The following is an 18,394-nucleotide window of genomic DNA, read 5'->3' as shown; positions in this document are numbered from 1 at the left end:
TTCCGTCAACTCAGGAGACTTCAAAATGATCCGTTCCACCACCACCCGTCGTGCCACCCTGGCTGCATTGGGCCTCGGCGCCGCCCTCACCGTGTTCGCTCCCTTTGCGTCCGCCCAGAGCGTGGCCGACATCCAGAAAAAGGGCGAGATCACCATCGGCATGCTGGTCGACTTTCCGCCGTACGGTACGACCAATGCACAAAACCAGCCCGACGGCTACGACGCCGATGTGGCCAAACTGCTCGCCAAGGACTGGGGCGTCAAGGCCAACATCGTGCCTGTCACCGGCCCGAACCGCATTCCGTTTCTCCTGACCAACAAGGTCGACGTGCTGGTCGCGTCGCTGGCCGTCACGCCCGAGCGCGCCAAGCAGGTCGCGTTCTCGACGCCGTATGCGGCCGCGACGATCGTGCTGTACGGCAAGACCGCTTCGCCCATCAAGTCCGCCGCCGACCTGAAGGGCCTGCGCGTGGGTGTCGCCCGTGCCTCAACGCAAGACGTCGCGGTGACCAAAGCCGCGCCCGAAGGCACCGAGATCCGCCGTTTCGACGACGACGCCTCGGCCATGCAGGCGCTGATCTCCGGCCAGGTCGATGCGATCGGCTGCTCCGTCACCGTCGCCGCGCAAATCGCCCAGCGCGTGCCGGCCAACACCTTCGAAAACAAGTTCAACCTCGTGCAGCAAGCCATGGGCATCGCCATGCGTCCGGGCCAGGACGACCTGCTGAAGAGCGTGAACGAGTTCGTCGCCAAGAACAGCGCCAACGGCGAGCTGAACAAGCTCTACCAGAAGTGGCTGAAAACCGACCTGCCGAAGCTGAACTGATCGACATCGAATCGAAGGAACACGTCATGGCGACGACGGAACCGATCATCCGCATCGAGGCGGTCAACAAGTGGTACGGCACCTTCCAGGTGCTGACCGACATCGACCTGAGCGTGCGGCCGGGTGAACGCATCGTGGTGTGCGGGCCTTCGGGTTCGGGCAAGTCGACCTTGATCCGCTGCATCAACCGTCTTGAGACGGTGCAAAAGGGCAAGATCGTGGTCGACGGCATCGAGCTCACCGCAGGCGGCAAGAACGTCGATGCGGTGCGGGCCGAAGTCGGCATGGTGTTCCAGCAGTTCAACCTGTTCCCGCACCTCACCATCCTGCAGAACTGCACGCTGGCGCCGATGCGCTCGCGCGGCATGACGAAGGCACAAGCCGAGGAGGTCGCGATGAAGTACCTCACGCGCGTGCGCATTCCCGAGCAGGCCCACAAGTACCCGAGCCAGCTCTCGGGCGGCCAGCAGCAGCGCGTGGCGATCGCGCGCGCGCTCTGCATGACGCCCAAGATCATGCTGTTCGACGAGCCCACCTCCGCACTCGACCCGGAGATGGTCAAGGAGGTGCTCGACACGATGATCAGCCTGGCCGACGACGGCATGACCATGCTGTGCGTGACGCACGAAATGGGCTTCGCGCGCAGCGTGGCCGACCGTGTCATCTTCATGGCCGACGGCAAGATCCTCGAGCAGGCGCCGCCGGCCGAATTTTTCGGCGATCCGAAGAACGAAAAGCTGCGCCAGTTTCTCGGGCAGATCCTTTCCTCGAACCAGGCGCATTGATGTCCACCGTTCTCGTTTCGTTGTCGTCTTTCGGTGCGGCGGAAGTGGGCCGCCACGGGCAGCTCTGGTGCGCGCAGATGGCCAGGGCCGCGGGCGCGGATTCGGTCGAGGTGCGCGGCGAAATGCTGCGCGACCCGGTGGCCGAATTGCCTGCGCTGGCCGGCCTCGCGTCGGTGTACTCCAGCCCGGAAGGCCTCTGGGCCGAAGGCGGATGGCTCGACAGCGCCGCGCTCGGTCGCGGCCTCGCCGCGGCGACGACGCTCGGCGCCAAGCGCCTGAAGATGTCGATCGGCGATTTTCGTGCGACCTCGCATGGCTCGCTGTGGGGCTTGAAGGTTTCGCTGGCCGAGACGCGCATCGAACTGGTCATCGAGAACGACCAGACGGTCGCGGCCGGCAGCCTGCCGGCGTTGCAAACCTTTTTCGATGTCGCCGACCGCGCGGGCGTCTCACTCGGGATGACCTTCGACATGGGCAACTGGCACTGCGTCGGCGAATGCCCGCTGGAGGCCGCACAAGTGTTCGCGGATCGTGTGCGTTACGTGCATTGCAAGGGCGTGCAGCGCTTGCCGGCGAAATGGGTGGCGGTGCCGTTGACCGACTCCGTCGCGCCGTGGCGCGCCGTGCTGCGCGCGCTCCCGGCCGATGTGCCGCGCGCCATCGAATACCCGCTCGTCGGCGACGACCTGCTGGCCACCACGCGCGAGCAGATCGCGCACCTGCGTTCCCTGTGAGGTCGGCATGAGCGAACACGCTTTCGACGTTGCGCTCTTCGGCGAAGCGATGCTGTTGCTGGTGGCCGACCGGCCCGGCCCGATCGAGAACGCGCAGTCGTTCTTCAAGCGAACTGCAGGTGCCGAAACCAACGTTGCCATCGGGCTGTCGCGGCTCGGGCTGAAGGTCGGCTGGGCCAGTCGCCTCGGCACCGATTCGATGGGCCGCTCGCTCATCGCGTCGATGAAAGCCGAGGGCATCGATTGCTCGCATGTGATCTGCGATGCGTCGCAGCGCACCGGCTTCCAGTTCAAGGGACGCGTGACCGACGGCAGCGACCCGCCGGTCGAATACCACCGCAAGGGTTCTGCCGCCAGCCAGATGGGCCCGGCCGATGTCGATGAAGCGTGGCTCGCCTCGGCGCGTCATCTGCACGCCACGGGTGTCTTCGCGGCGATTTCCGACACCAGCCTGCAGGCCGCGCTGAAGTGCGTGGACGTGATGCGTGCGGCCGGCCGCACGGTCTCGTTCGACCCCAACCTGCGCCCGACGCTGTGGTCGTCCACCGATACGATGCGCCACTGGATCAACACGCTCGCATCGCGTGCCGATTGGGTGTTTCCAGGCATGGAAGAAGGCGTGCTGCTCACCGGCGAGACCACGCCCGAAGGTGTGGCGCGCTTCTACCGAAAGCGCGGCGCGACGCTCGTCGTGGTCAAGCTCGGCGCCGAGGGTGCGTACTACGACAGTGACGTGGCCGGCACGGGCCACGTCGAGGGCTTTCCGGTGGCCGAGATCATCGACACGGTGGGCGCGGGCGACGGCTTCGCGGCCGGCGTGGTGAGCGCGCTGCTCGAAAGCCGCAGCGTGCCCGACGCAGTGCGCCGCGGCGCCTGGATCGGCGCCCGCGCGGTGCAGGTGCTCGGCGACACCGAAGGCTTGCCGACACGCGCCGAACTCGAAGAGGCCGCACTGTGAGCGCGCGCAAACGGGTCGTCGTTTTTCGTGTGCTGCCCGACGACCAGCTGGCCCGGCTCACCGCGGTGCACGACGTGGTGGTGGTCGACGCCAAGAAGGACGTGGCCGCGTTCCACGCCGCGCTGCCCGAGGCAGAAGGGCTGATCGGTTCGAGCTTTCCGGTCGACGCGGCCTTGCTGGCGCGCGCGCCGAAGCTCAAAGTGATCTCCAGCGTATCGGTCGGCGTCGACAACTACGCGCTGGCCGAATTGCATCGGCGCGGCATCCTGCTGTGCCACACGCCGGGCGTGCTCGACGAGACGGTGGCCGACACGGTCTTCGCGCTCCTCATGGCGACCAGCCGTCGCGTGGTCGAGCTCTCGACGCTGGTGCGCGAGGGTCGCTGGACCAAGAACATCGACGAGGAGTTGTTCGGTTTCGACGTGCACGGCAAGACGCTCGGCCTGCTCGGCTTCGGCCGCATCGGTCAGGCCATCGCGCGGCGTGCGGCGCTCGGCTTCGGCATGCCGGTGCTGTACCACGCGCGGCGTGCGGTCGACCTCGCTGCGCAGGCGCCCGCGTTGCAGGGCAAGGCACACCACACGCCGCTCGACGACTTGCTGGCGCGCAGCGACTTCGTGGTCGCCATGCTACCGCTGTCGGAGGCGACGCGCGGCATGGTCGACGCGCGCTGCTTCGGCAAGATGAAGCCCGGCGCTGTGTTCATCAACGGAGGACGCGGTGCGACTGTCGACGAGGCGGCGCTGCTCGCGGCGCTTGACCACGGCACGTTGCGCGCCGCGGGGCTCGACGTGTTCGCCACCGAACCGCTGCCGGCCGACTCGCCGTTGCGCACGCATCCGCGCGTGACGCCGTTGCCGCACATCGGTTCGGCCACGCACGAGACGCGGCACGCCATGGCCGAGCTCGCCACCACCAACCTGCTGCAGGCACTTGCCGGCGAACGGCCTGCTGCGGTGTACGACACGGCGGCTGCGTGAACGCTCGCGTTCACGGGGCACGCCAGCGCCGCGCCACCATCGCCGACGTGGCCGAGGCCGCGGGCGTGTCGAAGGCGACCGTTTCGCGCTTCCTGAACCACCGCGAACGATTGCTCAGCCCCGACATCGCGACGCGCGTCGAAACCGCCATCGCGGCGCTGGCCTATTCGCCGAGCCCGATGGCGCAGGCGTTGAGCCGGGGCCGCTCGCGATTGATCGGACTGATCGTCGCGGACATCACCAATCCCTATTCGGTGGCCGTGCTGCGCGGTGCCGAAAAGGCGTGCCAGGACGCCGGCTATCTGGTGATGTTGTTCAACCTGGGCAACGATTTCGATCGGGAGCGTGAAGCGATCGATGCGCTGGCCGGGTACCAGGTCGACGGGTTCATCCTGAATACGCTGGGCCGTGGTGCCGGCCTGGTCGATGCCGATGCGCTGCATGGCAAGCCCGCCGTGCTGGTCGACCGGCGACATGCCGGCATGCACACCGATTTCGTTTCGCTCGACAACCGCGACGCGATGCAGCAGGCGTGCGGCCACCTGGTCGCGGGCGGGCACCAAGAACTGCTCTACATCACGGAACCGCAGAAAGGGGTGAGCTCGCGGCGTGAGCGCGCCGCGGCATTCTCGTCCTGTCTGGCAGCCCATCAGCCGAAGGTGGCCGGCGAAGTGTTCGAGTGTGTGGTGCAACAAGAAGACGCCCTCGACGCGGCGTTGCGAGCGCTGCGCAAGCGCGCCGGGCCCGCGGAGGGCGGCCGACGCGCGGCGGTGATCGCGGGCAACGCGGTCGTCACCCTGCGTGTCGCGCAGGCGATGGCACGACTGGGTTGGGGTTTCGGTACCGATCTCGGATTCGTCGGCTTCGACGATCCCGAATGGGCGTCGTTGATCGGGCCGGGCCTGTCGACGATTTCGCAGCCGACCGATGCCATCGGTCGCGCGGCGGCCAGCTGCCTCATCGAGCGACTGCAAGGCCTCGAGGCGGCACCACGGCAACTGCTGCTGCCGGGCGAGCTGGTGGTGCGTGGCTCGTCGTCGGGTGTCGTTGCGGCTTAGCCGATTTCGGCGATCAGTTCGATCTCGACGCAGGCGCCCATCGGAATCTGCGCCACGCCGAACGCGCTGCGCGCATGCGCGCCTTTTTCGGGACCGAACACTTCGGCGAACAGCTCGCTCGCACCGTTGGTCACCAGATGCTGCTCGGTGAAGCTGCCGGTCGAGTTGACCAGGCTCATGAGCTTGACGATGCGCGTGACCTTGTTCAGGTCGCCGACGGCTGCATGCAGCGTGCCGAGCAAGTCGACGGCGATCGCGCGGGCCGCGGCTTTGCCTTCCTCGGTGGCGATGCCGGCGCCGAGCTGGCCGACCCAGGGCTTGCCGTCTTTCTTGGCGATGTGGCCAGAGAGAAAGACCAGGTTGCCGGTCTGCACGAAGGGCACATATGCGGCGGCGGGCACGGAGACGGGCGGCAGCGAGATGCCGAGTTGGGACAGCTTGTCGTAAACGCTCATGAAGACTCCAAAGGGAAATTGATCAGGAAGAAGATTGGGATTGCGACTGCGACTGCGACGACGCCGTCAGCAGTTCCTCCGCCGGCTGTACCGTGACGCCGACATGCAGCGTGTGCCGCGCGCCGCCGTGCAGCACGCCGCGCATCGGCGAGACGTCGGAGTAGTCGCGGCCGAGCGCCAGGGTCACGTAGTCTTCGCCGGGCTGGCGCCCGTTCGTCGGGTCGAAGTCGGCCCAATCGCCCGGACCCACCACGCCGGGCAGGTAAACCTGCACCCAGGCATGCGAGGCATCGGCGCCGATGAGGCGCGGCTGGCCCAGCGGCGGTTGGGTCAGCAGGTAGCCGCTCACGTAGCGCGCGGGCAAACCCATCGTGCGAAAGCACGCGATCATGATGTGCGCGAAATCCTGGCACACGCCCTTGCGCTGCGCGAGCGCCTCGACCGCCGGCGTGTTGATCTCGGTGCTCTCGGCGTCGTAGAGAAAGTCGCGGTGCATCCGCAGCGTCAGGTCCATCGCGACGTCGAACGTGGGACGGCCGGGCGCGAAACTGGCCCGCGCGTAGGCCGCGAAGTTGTCGTGCAGCGGCACGTAGGGCGAGGGGAAGCCGAAGTCCGAGGCCGCATCAAAACTGAACCCTTTGCGATAGCGAAAGCGCTCGCGCACCGCTTCCCAGGGCAGTTCGCGTGCGACCGATGGCGCGAGGCGCGGCACCGACGTTTCGACCACGCTCTCGGCCGTGACGACCAGTTCGTCGTGCGTCGATTCGAGGGCGAAGAAGGCGCGGGTGTTGCCGTAGAGATCGGGCGATTCGCTGCGCTGCGCCGGCTCGGGCGTGATGCGCAACCGGTGGCTGACCAGGCGTTGCGACGGCGTGACCAGCGGCCTCAGGTGCGCGAGGTGCTGCGCCGTCTCGACGGGCGGCGTGTAGTCGTAGCGGGTTTCGTGGGTGACGTGAAGGCGCATGAACTTGGCTCGCCCCCAGTCTTCGCGCACTGCGTGTCGCAATCAGACGCCGACGGAGCGAAGGGATTCTGAGGTCAGGGTGAAGTAACGGATGCCAATGGCGTCGGACACATGGTACGCCGCGGTTTCGAGGCTCTCAAACAGCTGGACCAGGGCGGGATACTGCGCTTCGGCGCCGGATTCGCACAGCCGTTCGAGCGTCCAGGTGGCCGGGTCCGGCAACTCGTACGACAGGGCGGTGAGCTTGCCCGGCGCGCTGCCGGCCAGCCGTGCGATGCGGCCGCGCAGGGTTTGCGTGACCCAGGCCAGCGAGCGGGGTTGTCGCCATCCAGCACCAGCAGGTCGACCAGCGTGGCGACGTCGCGGCGCTGCTGGTAGCGGGCGTGGAAGGTGATGGTGCTGTCGAACAGCGCGACCATCGCCTCGAAGCCGGCGATCTCGTGCACCGCGCCGTTCTCGAACCCGGCCGCCAGCGCGCTCGACAGGAAGCCGAGGCGTTCGATATGGCGGCCGATCGAGAGCAGCCGCCAGGCGTCGTCGCGCGTCATGCGGTCGGTCTGTGCGCCGGTCATGGCGGCGAGCGCGGCGCTCGCCGATTCGAGCGACCGCAGCGCGGCGCCGGTCGCGTAGCTGCCTTCGCCGATTTCGCCCGATTGCTCGGCCGTGCGGCGCAGGAATTCGGCCTCGGCGCGCACGATCTGGTTCCAGTGGTCTTGCGACAGCCGCTCGCGCACGGCCGCCGCCGCTTCGCGCACGCAGCGCAGGCTGTAGCCGACGCTGCCGCCCTTGTCGACATCGCCGAGTTCGGCGATCAGCGCGCGTTCGAACACCCGGCGCGACTTCGGCGCAGCCGGCACGTCGCGTGGAACCAGCGCATTGCGCAGCGCCAGCTTGTGCAGCCAGGCGAGCAGGGGGCGGGACGACTGGTCTTCGCCGCTCAGCAGGTCGATCGTGAGGCGGGCGAGCCGCACGGCGTTCTCGGCGCGCTCGGTGTAGCGGCCGAGCCAGAACATGTTCTCGGCGGCGCGGCTGGTGACGGGGGCGCGGTGTCGCGCCAACGAGGCCGGCGTGGCGTGCGGTTGGAGCAGCGTGGTGCGGTCGACGACGCCCGCGGTCTGCACCCAGACGTCGGCACTGCTGCCGCCGCGCTGCATCGAGGCGATCTGTGCATCGGCGCCGGCCAGGCGCGCGAGGCCGCCCGGCAGCACGCGCCACGATTGCGCACCATCGCTCACGGCGAAAACGCGCAGCAGCACGGCGCGTGGTGCGATGTGGCCGGGGCCGAGGTCTTGCGTCCAGGTCGGCATCTGCGAAAGCGGCAGGTAGCTCTGCACCGTGTGAGCCTCGCCCTGGCGCACGATGCGGCCGGCCCATTCGTCGAGCTCGCGACGACCGAGTTGGCTGCCGAGCACGGCTTCGAAGGTGTGGTGCGCGTCCGATCCCGGGTAAGTCGGCTTGATGGCGCAGTCGCCGAGCTGCGGGAGCACGGATTCCATGGCGGCGCGCTCGCCGCACCACCAGGTCGGCAGCGCCGGAAGCTGCAGCTTCTCGCCGATCAGGCGACGGGCGAGGGCGGGCAAAAAGCCGAGCAACGCGGGCGATTCGAGAAAGGCCGATCCCGGCATGTTCGCGACCAGCACGTTGCCGGCGCGAATCGCCTGCAGCAGGCCGGGCACGCCGAGCGTCGAATCGGGCCGCAGTTCGAGCGGGTCGAGGTACTGGTCGTCCAGGCGCTTGATGAGGCCGTGCACCGGGCGCAGGCCCTGCAGCGTCTTGAGGTACAGGCGCTGGTCGCGCACCGTGAGGTCGCTGCCTTCGACGAGCGTGATGCCGAGGTAGCGCGCGAGGTAGGCGTGCTCGAAGTAGGTTTCGTTGTACGGGCCGGACGTGAGCAGTGCGATGTGCGGCGGCACGCCCGCCGGGCACATGGCCTGCAGGCCTTCCATCATGGCGCCGTAGGTGGCGGCCAGCCGCTGCACGTCGAGCGCCTCGAAGGCCTGCGGAAACTGCCGAGAAATCGCGAGCCGGTTCTCGAGCAGATAGCCGAGGCCCGAAGGCGCCTGCGTACGCTGCGACACCACCCACCAGTTGCCATCCGGGCCGCGCGCGAGGTCGAACGCGGTGATGTGCAACCAGGTGTCGCCGGGCGGCTTCACGCCGTGCATCGGGCGCAAATAACCCGGATGGCCGCGTACCAGCGCGGCTGGCAGCAAGCCTTCGGCCAGCAGCTGCTGCGGGCCGTAGACGTCGGCCATCACGCGGTCGAGCACGCGCACGCGCTGCAGCACGCCGGCCTCGATCTGGGCCCAGCTTTCGGGCGAAACGATCAGCGGAAACAGGTCGAGCGACCAGGGTCGCTGCGGCCCGTTCGCATCGGCGTACACGTTGTAGGTGACGCCGTTGTCGCGGATCTGGCGCTCCAGGCTGACCGCACGGCGCGGCAGGTCGCTAAACCCGCCGGAGCCGAGTTCTTCGAAGAAGTGATTCCACGCCGGCGCGAGCGGCGCCTTGGCGTCGTCCTCGGTGGGCGGCTCCGGCGTGGCGGCCGATGGGGGCTCGCCGGCCGCGTCGTACAGCAACGGGCCGCTCGGCGCTGCGGGGAATTGGGTGCCGGGGCGCTGCGGGGCCGGGCGGGTCGCTTGGCCACGCAGCTCGTCGAAATGGCCCGGCTGGGCCGGCGGGGCGAGCGACGACGCCAAAGCCGCCGGGGCTTCGTGCGACGCGTTGTCGAACAGGGATTCGTTCAAGGATTTCACAGCCCGCGCAAGGTCACGCTGCCGTCACGGCGCATCAACGACGCAGGTCCAGCGTGAACGGAAACTCGCGGCTGCCGGCCAGCTCAATGGTCGCGGGCGGCGTCTTGAGAACACCGGGCGTGTGGCCCATGCGGGTGAAGCGCGACATGCGACGGCTCTCGGCCTCGTAGGCATTGACCGGGAAGGTCTCGTAGTTGCGACCGCCCGGGTGCGCCACGAAATACTGGCAACCGCCGAGCGAGCGCTTCATCCAGGTGTCGACGATGTCGAACGTGAGCGGCGCATGCGCGTCGATGCTCGGGTGCAGCGCCGAAGGCGGATTCCAGGCCTTGTAGCGAACGCCCGCCACGAATTCGCCTGTGGTGCCGGTCGGTTGCAGCGGCAGGACCTTGCCGTTGACCGTGATGACGTGGCGGCTCTCGTTGAGGCCCGTCACGCGCACTTCGATGCGTTCGAGAGACGAGTCGACATAGCGCACCGTGCCGCCGGACGATCCTTCTTCGCCCATCACATGCCAGGGTTCGAGCGCATTGCGCAGCGAGAGCTCGACGCCCATCGCCTGCACCTGGCCCACCAGCGGGAAGCGGAACTCGAGGTGAGGTGCAAACCAGTTCGGATCGAACGGGAAGCCGGCTTGCCGCATCTCGGAGATGACGTCGTCAAAGTCCATCTTGACGAAGGTCGGCAACAGGAAGCGGTCGTGCAGTTCGGTGCCCCAGCGGGTGACCGGCGCCTTGTACGGCTCATCCCAGAAGCGGGCCACCAGCGCACGGATCAGCAGTTGCTGGGCGATGCTCATGCGCGCATGGGGCGGCATTTCGAAAGCGCGCAATTCCAGCAGGCCGAGGCGGCCGGTGCTGGAGTCGGGCGAGTAGAGCTTGTCGATGCAGAACTCGCTGCGGTGCGTGTTGCCCGACACGTCGATCAGGATGTTGCGCAGCGTGCGGTCGACCAGCCAGGCCGGCATGTTCTCGCCGTAGACCTCGCGATTGCGGGCGATTTCCTTCAGCGCGATCTCGAGTTCGTAGACCTGGTCGTTGCGCGCCTCGTCCACGCGCGGGGCCTGGCTCGTCGGGCCGATGAACATGCCCGAGAACAGGTAGCTCAGCGACGGATGGTTGTGCCAGTAGAGGAGCAGGCTGGCCAGCAGCTCGGGCCGGCGCAGGAACGGACTGTCGGCCGGCGTGGCGCCGCCCATCACGAAGTGGTTGCCGCCGCCGGTGCCGGTGTGGCGACCGTCGGTCATGAACTTCTCGGCCGACAGGCGGGTTTCGAACGCGGCGTTGTAGAGAAACTCGGTGTGTTCGACCAGTTCCTTCCAGTTGGCGGCCGGATGGATGTTGACTTCGATCACGCCCGGGTCGGGCGTGACGGCCAGCATCTTCAGGCGCGGGTCGCGCGGTGGCGGGTAGCCCTCCATCACGATCTGCACGCCGAGTTGCGTTGCCGTGGCTTCGATCGCGGCGACCAGGTCGAGGTAGTCCTCGAGGCGCGCGAGCGGTGGCATGAAGATGTAGATCACGCCGGACGCGACGCCGACCTTTTCAGCTGCCGGGCCATTGGCGCGGCGTGGGTCGCGCACTTCGACGCAGAGCGCGGTGCGCGTGACCCAATGGGCCGATTCGCCGCGACGCGGCTGGCGCGTGGCGCTGGTGTCCGCGCCGTCGCTGCCGGTGCCTGCTGCAACGGTGCCGACGGAAGCGCTGCCCGGGCCCTGCATGCGCAAGGCCGCGGTGGTGGCTGGCGGGGCGCCGAAGGTGTAGGGCACGTCGCCCAGGTCGTCTTTGGGCGCGCCGGTGGTCGCTGCGGTGTAGCGAGCGCGGTAGTCGGCCGACGACGGCAGGGCGGCGCGTGGCGCGGTCGGATCGCGGTCGATCAGGTAGGGATAGTCGCCCTTGCTGGCCCACGGCTGCGAGTCGAGCGGCAAGCGATAGCCCATCGGGGAATCGCCGGGGATGAGATAGAGCCGGTCGTCGCGCAGGAACCAGGGGCCGGTTTTCCAGCCGGGACCTTCGAGCGGCGGCGCGTCCTTGTCGGCGTTGGCCGGTTCGATCGGCAGCATGTAGCCGATGACCGCATCGAGCTTCTGCGTGAACACGCGTCGCAGGCGCACGCGTTCGAGTTCGTCGTCCAGCTTCGAATCGAACGGGTCGACGTTGACCGGCAGACGGCGCTCGCGCCAGAGGTAATAGAAGGTGTCTTCATAGCCCGCCTGCATGTAGCGCTCGGTCAGGCCGAGCTTGTGCGCCAGCACGGTGGTGAAGCGGCGCGCATCTTCGCTGGTGTAGTGCGTGGGCACACGTTCGTCGGCGAAGAGCGCCGGGTCGTGCCACAGCGTCTGGCCGTCGCCGCGCCAGAAGATGTTGAGGGCCCAGCGCGGAAGCTGTTCGCCCGGATACCACTTGCCCTGGCCGAAATGCAGAAAGCCGCCGTTGCCGTATTCGGCGCGCAACTTCTGCACGAGCTCGGTCGCGTAGCCGCGCTTCGTCGGGCCGAGCGCGTCGGTGTTCCATTCGGCGGCATCGCGGTCGCTGGTGGCGACGTAGGTCGGCTCGCCACCCATCGTGAGGCGCACATCGCCGGCCATCAGCCGCTTGTCGACCGCTTCGCCGAGCTTGAGCACCTCGGCCCACTCCTCGTCGGTGTAGGGCTTGGTGACGCGCGGCGATTCGTAGATGCGCGTTACGACCATCTCGTGGCCGAACTCGACCTCGGCATCGTCGACCACGCCTTCGATCGGCGCAGCGCTCGATGGCGTCGGCGTGCAGGCGAGCGGAATGTGGCCTTCGCCGGCCAGCAGGCCCGAGGTGGCGTCGAGGCCGACCCATCCTGCCCCCGGCAGGAACACTTCGCACCAGGCGTGCAGGTCGGTGAAGTCGACGGTCGTGCCGCTCGGGCCGTCGAGCGCTTTCACGTCGGGCGTGAGCTGGATCAGGTAGCCCGACACGAAGCGCGCGGCCAGGCCGATGTGACGCAGCAACTGGACCAGCAACCAGCCCGAATCGCGGCACGAGCCGCTGCCGCTGGTCAGCGTTTCTTCCGGCGTCTGCACCCCCGGCTCCATGCGGATCAGGTAGTTGACGTCTTTTTGCACCTGCTGGTTGATGCCGACCAGAAAATCGATGGTGCGCTGTTCCTTGCGGTCGACCTTTTCGAGATACGCCGCCACCAGCGGCGTGACCGGATCGGCCACCAGATAGGGCGCGAGTTCGTCGGCTTGCGATTCGGTGTACTTGAAGGGGAAGTTTTCGGCCTGCGGCTCGAGGAAGAAATCGAACGGGTTGTAGACGGCCATCTCGACCACGAGATCGACCGTGACCTTGAACTCGGTCGTCTTCTCGGGGAACACCAGCCGCGCCTGGTAGTTGGCGAACGGATCCTGCATCCAGTTGACGAAATGCTCTGCGGGCTCGACCTGGAGCGAATACGAAATCACGTTGCTGCGGCAATGCGGCGCCGGCCGGAGACGGACGACCTGCGGGCCCAGTTGCACGGGGCGGTCGTACTTGTAGTGCGTGACGTGATGGAGTGCGGCGTGAATGGACATGTATTTTTGCGGCCAGGAGCGTCGAAAAAGCGTTCGGGAAGACAGGCCTCGTGTGAGACGCATACTAGCCGACTGCAAAGCAATTAACGCGCCAAAGAGCGCGTCCAATCGATCGATCCGGGAGGGTTCGTGGCCGTGTGCAAGGGAGTGTCAGCGTGAGTGGGGGCGGGGAGCCGGGCACCGCCGCGCGTGGGCGAAATGCGTTCGCTGCGCTCGCGGGCTCGGTCCTCGGGGCGGTGTTGCAATTGCATCAGCCGCGACTCTGGGACGAGGCGGGCTACGCAGTCTTGCTGGCGGTCGGTTTTGCCGGGTTGTTTGCGGTTGCGCGGGCCGACGGCGGCGCGCCTCGCCTGCGCGGGCTCGCGGTCTTGTTCATGGGTCTGTGCATCGGCGCAGGTTCCGCCGGATGGCGCGCTGCCGTGTATGCGCAAGACACGCTGACGCCTGCGCTTGAAGGGCGCGACGTGCAGGTCGTCGGCGTCGTGGCCCAGATGCCGCAGCGCGGCGAGGGCGGCACCCGCTTTCGACTCGACGTGACCTCGGCGCGCTGGGCCGATCGCAGCACCGAGCCGCTGCCTGCGATGCCGCCGCGCATCGCGCTCGGCTGGTACGCGGCCAACACGGGACTTTGGGGACGCAGCGCCGACGAGAGCGGGCGTGCCGAGCCGGTCGCTGCGCCGGGTCCGCTGCACGCGGGCGAGCGTTGGCGCATGACAGTGCGGTTGAAGGCGCCGCACGGCAACCTGAACCCGCACGGCCACGATTACGAACTGTGGGCCTGGGAGCAGGGCGTGCAGGCGACCGGGTATGTTCGCAACGGCGCCGGCGATGCCGCGCCGGAGCGTGTCGCCGACACCTGGCTGCATCCGGTCGAACGCGCGCGCGAGTCGGTGCGGGACGCCGTGTTCGAGCGGGTGGCCGATCGCAAGCTCGCGGGCGTGATCGCAGCCCTGGTCACCGGCGACCAGAACGCGATCGACCGGGCCGACTGGGATGTCTTCCGAGCGACCGGCGTCGCGCACCTGATGAGCATCTCGGGCCTGCACATCACGATGTTCGCCTGGCTCGCCGCGCTCGCTGTCGGCACGCTGTGGCGGCGCAGCGTGCGCCTCATGCTGCGTTGGCCAGCGCCGCATGCGGCGCTGGCGGGGGGCGTGCTGCTGGCGGCGCTCTATGCGCTGTTCAGCGGCTGGGGCGTGCCGTCGCAGCGCACCGTCTGGATGCTGGCCGTTGTCGCGCTGCTGCGCCTGAGCGGGCGGCGTTGGCCATGGCCGCACGTCTGGCTGCTCGTGTGCGCGATGGTCGTGATGATCGACCCGTGGGCGCTGATGCAGGCCGGCTTCTGGCTGAGTTTTGTCGCCGTCGGCGTGCTGTTCGCGACGGATTCCGGGGCGCCCCGGGCGGGCAGGACAGGCGCCGTTGCCCGGCTCCTGCAGATGTTCAGGGAGCAATGGGTGGTCACGCTGGCGCTCACCCCGCTCGGCGTGCTGTTGTTCCAGCAGGTTTCGGCAGTCGGTCTGGTGGCCAATGCAGTGGCGATCCCATGGGTGACGTTGGTCGTCACGCCGCTGGCGATGCTCGGCGTGGCCGTTCCGGCGCTGTGGCAACTTGCCGCCTATGCCGTTCAGGGCCTCGCGCTGTGTCTCCAATGGCTGGCCGGACTGCCGTTCGCCACGCTGTCCATGCCGGCGCCGCCGTTGTGGATGGCCGTTTGCGGGGTCGCGGGCGGCGTGTTGCTGGCGATGCGCCTGCCCGGGTCGCTGCGCACGCTCGGGCTCCCCCTGTTGCTCCCGGTGCTGCTGTGGCAAACGCCGCGCCCGCCCGTGGGCGAGTTCGAACTGCTCGCCGCCGACATCGGACAGGGCAACGCGGTGCTGGTGCGAACCGCCCGCCACAGCCTGCTCTACGACACCGGGCCGCGCTACAACCTGGAGAGCGATGCGGGCCATCGCGTGCTCGGGCCGTTGCTGCGCGCGATGGGCGAGCGGCTCGACACCGTCGTGCTGAGCCATCGCGACAGCGACCACACGGGCGGCGCGCAGACCGTGCTGACGATGCAGCCGCAGGCGGTGCTCCTCAGTTCGATCGAGGCGACGCATCCTTTGCAGGCTTTGCGGCCCGGCGACCTCTCGACGCGCTGCGAGGCCGGCCAGCACTGGCACTGGGACGGCGTCGACTTCGAAATCCTGCATCCTCTTGCCGCCGACTACGCCACCGCGACGAAGCCGAACGCGGTGTCGTGCGTTCTGCGCATCGCAAACGGCCGGGCGACGGCGCTGCTGGTCGGCGACATCGAGCGTGAGCAGGAAGCCGCGCTGGTGGCGCGTGGCCCGGGGTTGCAGGCCGACGTGCTGCTGGCACCGCATCACGGCAGCAAGACGTCGTCGAGCGCCGCTTTCCTCAACGCCGTGAAGCCACGCATCGCCATCGCGCAGGTGGGCTACCGCAATCGTTTCGGCCATCCGGCGGACGAGGTGTTGCAGCGCTATCGCGAGCGCGACATACGCGTTTTTGATTCGCCACATTGCGGCGCTTTTCGGTGGAGCAGCGCAGTGCCGGAACAGGTGATCTGCCAGCGGGAAGAGGGCCGGCGATACTGGCATCACGCGGTGCCCTGAAAGTCGGCGCTGCCGGCGGTTGCCTCCGTGGTGATTGGCCTCGAACTTGCTAAGCTATCCGCCACAGGAGATTGGTCGTTTTATGCATAAATTCGATGAGATGTATGAAAAGCTGCCCTACGCAGGCGCCGCGATTCGAGCCCACTACCAGCGCTACGACCAATGGCTCGCCAGGCAACCCGGTGAGGTGATGCGTGCGCGCCGCGAAGAAGCGGAAATGATCTTTCGCCGCGTCGGCATCACCTTCGCGGTGTACGGCGCGAAAGACGAAGACGGCTCGGGCACCGAGCGCCTGATTCCCTTCGACCTGTTGCCCCGCATCATCCCGGCGAACGAATGGGCCGAGATGGAAAAAGGCCTGGTCCAGCGCGTGAACGCACTCAACCGCTTCATCCACGACGTCTACCACGACCAGGAAATCGTCAAGGCCGGCATCGTGCCGGCCGAGCAGATCAACAACAACGCCCAGTTCCGCCCCGAGATGATCGGCGTGAGCGTGCCGAACAACGTGTATTCGAGCATCGCGGGCATCGACATCATTCGCGCACCGAACACCGAAGGCGTCGGCGAGTACTACGTGCTCGAAGACAACCTGCGCGTGCCGAGCGGCGTGAGCTACATGCTCGAAAACCGCAAGATGATGATGCGGCTGTTCCCCGACCTGTTCAACCAGAACCGCGTCGCGCCGGTCGCCCATTACCCCGATCTGCTGCTCGAAACGCTGCGCGCCATCGCGCCACCCGCCACGGCCGAACCCACGGTGGTCGTGCTCACGCCCGGCATGTACAACAGCGCCTACTTCGAGCACGCGTTCCTCGCGCAGCAAATGGGCGTGGAACTGGTCGAAGGGCAGGACCTTTTCGTCAAGGACGACTTCGTCTACATGCGCACCACGCGCGGCCCGAAGCGCGTCGACGTGATCTACCGCCGCGTCGACGACGACTTCCTCGACCCCGAGGTGTTCCGCCCGACATCGACGCTCGGTTGCGCCGGCCTCATGCGCGCCTACCGTGCGGGCAATGTCGCGATCAGCAACGCCGTGGGCACCGGTGTGGCCGACGACAAGTCGATCTACCCGTACGTGCCCAAGATGATCGAGTTCTACCTGAACGAAAAGCCGATCCTGAAGAACGTGCCGACTTACATGTGCCGCAACAAGGACGAGCTCGAGTACGTCATCGCCAACATGAAAGACCTGGTCGTGAAGGAAGTGCACGGCGCTGGCGGCTACGGCATGCTGATCGGCCCCGCGTCGACGCAGGCCGAGATCGAAGACTTCAAGAAAGCCGTGCTGGCCAAGCCCGATGGTTACATCGCCCAGCCCACGCTGAGCCTGTCGAGCTCGCCGACCTTCGTTGAATCGGGCATCGCACCGCGCCACATCGACCTGCGGCCTTTCGTGCTGTCGGGCAAGGAAGTGCAAATGGTGCCGGGCGGCCTGACGCGCGTGGCGCTCAAGGAAGGCTCGCTCATCGTCAACTCGTCGCAGGGCGGCGGCACCAAGGACACCTGGGTGCTCGAAGCCGACCGCGCACCGCGGCCCAAGCCTGCGCAGACGCAATCGCAGAGCCAGTCGGCCTGAGCACGCAGGAGAAACATCACATGCTGTCACGCACTGCCGACCACCTCTACTGGATGTCGCGCTACACCGAGCGCGCCGAGAACACCGCCCGCATGCTCGACGTCAACTACCAGACGTCGCTGCTGCCGCAGTCCGCCGAAGTCGCGAAGTACGGCTGGCAAGGATTGCTGTCGATCAGCGAACTGCTGCCGTCGTACAACAAGAAGCACGACCAGATCGTTCCGCAGGAAGTCATGGAGTTCATGGTCAAGGACGAGGACAACCCGTCGTCGATCCTGTCGTGCCTGAAGGGCGCGCGCGAAAACGCGCGTGCCGTGCGCGGCGCGCTCACCACCGAAGCCTGGGAAACGCAGAACACGACCTGGCTCGAGGTGAACCGCATGCTGCGCGCCGGGGCATTCGAGCGCGATCCGGCGCAATTTTTCGAATGGGTCAAGTTCCGCTCGCACCTGTCGCGTGGTGTGACGCTCGGCACCATGCTGCAGGACGAGGCCTTCTATTTCGCGCGGCTCGGTACGTTCCTCGAACGCGCGGACAACACGGCCCGGCTGGTCGACGTCAAGTTCCATGCGCTCAACAGCGAATTCTTCGGCACCGCGACCGAGGAAGATCAGGAATACGATTTCTATCACTGGAGCGCGATCCTGCGCAGCGTCTCCGCCTTCGAGGTCTACCGCAAGGTGTACCGCGACGTGATCAAGCCCGAGCGCGTGGCCGAGTTGCTCATCCTGCGCGCTGACATGCCGCGTTCGCTGCACGCCAGCCTGGCCGAGGTGGTGGCCAACCTCGCGAAGGTGCAAAACGACCAGAGCGCCGAAACGCAGCGCCGCGCCGGCAAGCTGCTGGCCGACCTGCAGTACGCGCGCGTCGACGAAATCCTGGCGACCGGGCTGCACGCGTACTTGACGCAATTCCTTGACCGGGTGAACGAGATCGGTGCGCGCATCAGCCAGGACTTTCTGGTGCCCGCGCACTGAAGGCTCGGCTTTTGGTCACGCACGATCTCGCTGACCGTTGCGTCGCCGCCATGACTTTCCGTTGTGCGCCAGCCACTGCCCAGTTATTTTTGCGCAGACCCGACGATGTAACCAGTTGAGTCGGTTATCTTTCCTTTATCTGAACCGCAGAGTT

The 18,394-nt window shown here is 67.3% G+C and carries 12 protein-coding genes and 1 pseudogene; 9 read left to right on the top strand and 4 right to left on the bottom strand.

Annotation, left to right across the window (positions count from 1 at the left end):
• Positions 1-28 precede the first annotated feature (28 nt).
• From AX767_RS02015 to AX767_RS01990, 6 genes are read left to right on the top strand one after another with little or no spacing between them, the layout of a single operon-like run.
• Entirely contained in the window at positions 29-826 is a 798-nt protein-coding gene (locus tag AX767_RS02015) for a transporter substrate-binding domain-containing protein (protein ID WP_156481104.1), read from the top strand.
• A 26-nt stretch (positions 827-852) separates the two neighbouring features.
• Positions 853-1,611, top strand: coding sequence for an amino acid ABC transporter ATP-binding protein (locus AX767_RS02010; RefSeq protein WP_068633252.1), 759 nt, complete (start codon positions 853-855; stop codon positions 1,609-1,611).
• Positions 1,611-2,345, top strand: coding sequence for a sugar phosphate isomerase/epimerase family protein (locus tag AX767_RS02005; protein ID WP_068628184.1), 735 nt, complete (start codon positions 1,611-1,613; stop codon positions 2,343-2,345). The genes AX767_RS02010 and AX767_RS02005 overlap by 1 nt, the downstream gene beginning before the upstream one ends.
• A gap of 7 nt (positions 2,346-2,352) precedes the next feature.
• Entirely contained in the window at positions 2,353-3,303 is a 951-nt protein-coding gene (locus AX767_RS02000) for a sugar kinase (protein WP_068628180.1), read from the top strand.
• Positions 3,300-4,283 (top strand): 2-hydroxyacid dehydrogenase, encoded by a 984-nt coding sequence (locus tag AX767_RS01995; RefSeq protein WP_068628178.1) that lies wholly within the window; start codon positions 3,300-3,302, stop codon positions 4,281-4,283. Before AX767_RS02000 ends, AX767_RS01995 begins: the two co-directional genes overlap by 4 nt.
• On the top strand, positions 4,280-5,341 hold the full coding sequence (locus AX767_RS01990; RefSeq protein WP_068628177.1) for a LacI family DNA-binding transcriptional regulator: 1,062 nt from the start codon (positions 4,280-4,282) through the stop codon (positions 5,339-5,341). Before AX767_RS01995 ends, AX767_RS01990 begins: the two co-directional genes overlap by 4 nt.
• On the opposite strand, the gene AX767_RS01985 is transcribed toward AX767_RS01990, so the two are convergent.
• The 4 genes and pseudogenes from AX767_RS01985 to AX767_RS01970 all read right to left on the bottom strand — a co-directional run bounded on the left by AX767_RS01985 (position 5,338) and on the right by AX767_RS01970 (position 13,063).
• A complete protein-coding gene (locus AX767_RS01985) occupies positions 5,338-5,796 on the bottom strand; it encodes a RidA family protein (protein ID WP_068628176.1) in 459 nt (152 codons plus the stop codon). The two genes, AX767_RS01990 and AX767_RS01985, sit on opposite strands and share 4 nt — an antisense overlap.
• Positions 5,797-5,818: 22 nt before the next feature.
• Positions 5,819-6,760 carry a transglutaminase family protein gene (locus AX767_RS01980; protein ID WP_068633248.1) on the bottom strand — a complete coding sequence of 314 codons (942 nt, stop codon included), beginning with the start codon at positions 6,758-6,760 and terminating at the stop codon, positions 5,819-5,821.
• 42 nt (positions 6,761-6,802) lie between these two features.
• A pseudogene (locus AX767_RS01975) lies at positions 6,803-9,516 on the bottom strand (circularly permuted type 2 ATP-grasp protein).
• A gap of 34 nt (positions 9,517-9,550) precedes the next feature.
• The gene (locus tag AX767_RS01970) at positions 9,551-13,063 is read right to left on the bottom strand and encodes a transglutaminase family protein (protein ID WP_068628172.1); all 3,513 of its coding nucleotides are present in this window, start codon (positions 13,061-13,063) and stop codon (positions 9,551-9,553) included.
• 155 nt (positions 13,064-13,218) lie between these two features.
• On the opposite strand from AX767_RS01970, the gene AX767_RS01965 reads away from it, so the two are divergent.
• From AX767_RS01965 to AX767_RS01955, 3 genes are all read left to right on the top strand, one after another.
• Positions 13,219-15,681, top strand: coding sequence for a DNA internalization-related competence protein ComEC/Rec2 (locus AX767_RS01965; RefSeq protein WP_068628170.1), 2,463 nt, complete (start codon positions 13,219-13,221; stop codon positions 15,679-15,681).
• Between the two features lie 82 nt (positions 15,682-15,763).
• Positions 15,764-17,263: a circularly permuted type 2 ATP-grasp protein gene (locus AX767_RS01960; RefSeq protein ID WP_068628169.1), complete on the top strand. Its 1,500-nt coding sequence runs from the start codon at positions 15,764-15,766 to the stop codon at positions 17,261-17,263.
• A gap of 20 nt (positions 17,264-17,283) precedes the next feature.
• Positions 17,284-18,240: an alpha-E domain-containing protein gene (locus AX767_RS01955; protein ID WP_068628166.1), complete on the top strand. Its 957-nt coding sequence runs from the start codon at positions 17,284-17,286 to the stop codon at positions 18,238-18,240.
• Positions 18,241-18,394: the final 154 nt, after the last annotated feature.

Source organism: Variovorax sp. PAMC 28711, assembly GCF_001577265.1.
Classification (GTDB): domain Bacteria; phylum Pseudomonadota; class Gammaproteobacteria; order Burkholderiales; family Burkholderiaceae_C; genus Variovorax.
Note: the sequence above shows the minus strand (reverse complement) of the source record. Positions and strands in the feature narration are given on the sequence as shown.

Excerpts from the sequence above, each read along its gene's own strand:
- AX767_RS02010 (WP_068633252.1), top strand. The coding sequence starts at position 853 with ATGGCGACGACGGAACCGATCATCCGCATCGAGGCGGTCAACAAGTGG.
- AX767_RS02005 (WP_068628184.1), top strand. The coding sequence starts at position 1,611 with ATGTCCACCGTTCTCGTTTCGTTGTCGTCTTTCGGTGCGGCGGAAGTG.
- AX767_RS02000 (WP_068628180.1), top strand. The coding sequence starts at position 2,353 with ATGAGCGAACACGCTTTCGACGTTGCGCTCTTCGGCGAAGCGATGCTG.
- AX767_RS01985 (WP_068628176.1), bottom strand. The coding sequence starts at position 5,796 with ATGAGCGTTTACGACAAGCTGTCCCAACTCGGCATCTCGCTGCCGCCC.
- AX767_RS01980 (WP_068633248.1), bottom strand. The coding sequence starts at position 6,760 with ATGCGCCTTCACGTCACCCACGAAACCCGCTACGACTACACGCCGCCC.
- AX767_RS01970 (WP_068628172.1), bottom strand. The coding sequence starts at position 13,063 with ATGTCCATTCACGCCGCACTCCATCACGTCACGCACTACAAGTACGAC.
- AX767_RS01960 (WP_068628169.1), top strand. The coding sequence starts at position 15,764 with ATGCATAAATTCGATGAGATGTATGAAAAGCTGCCCTACGCAGGCGCC.
- AX767_RS01955 (WP_068628166.1), top strand. The coding sequence starts at position 17,284 with ATGCTGTCACGCACTGCCGACCACCTCTACTGGATGTCGCGCTACACC.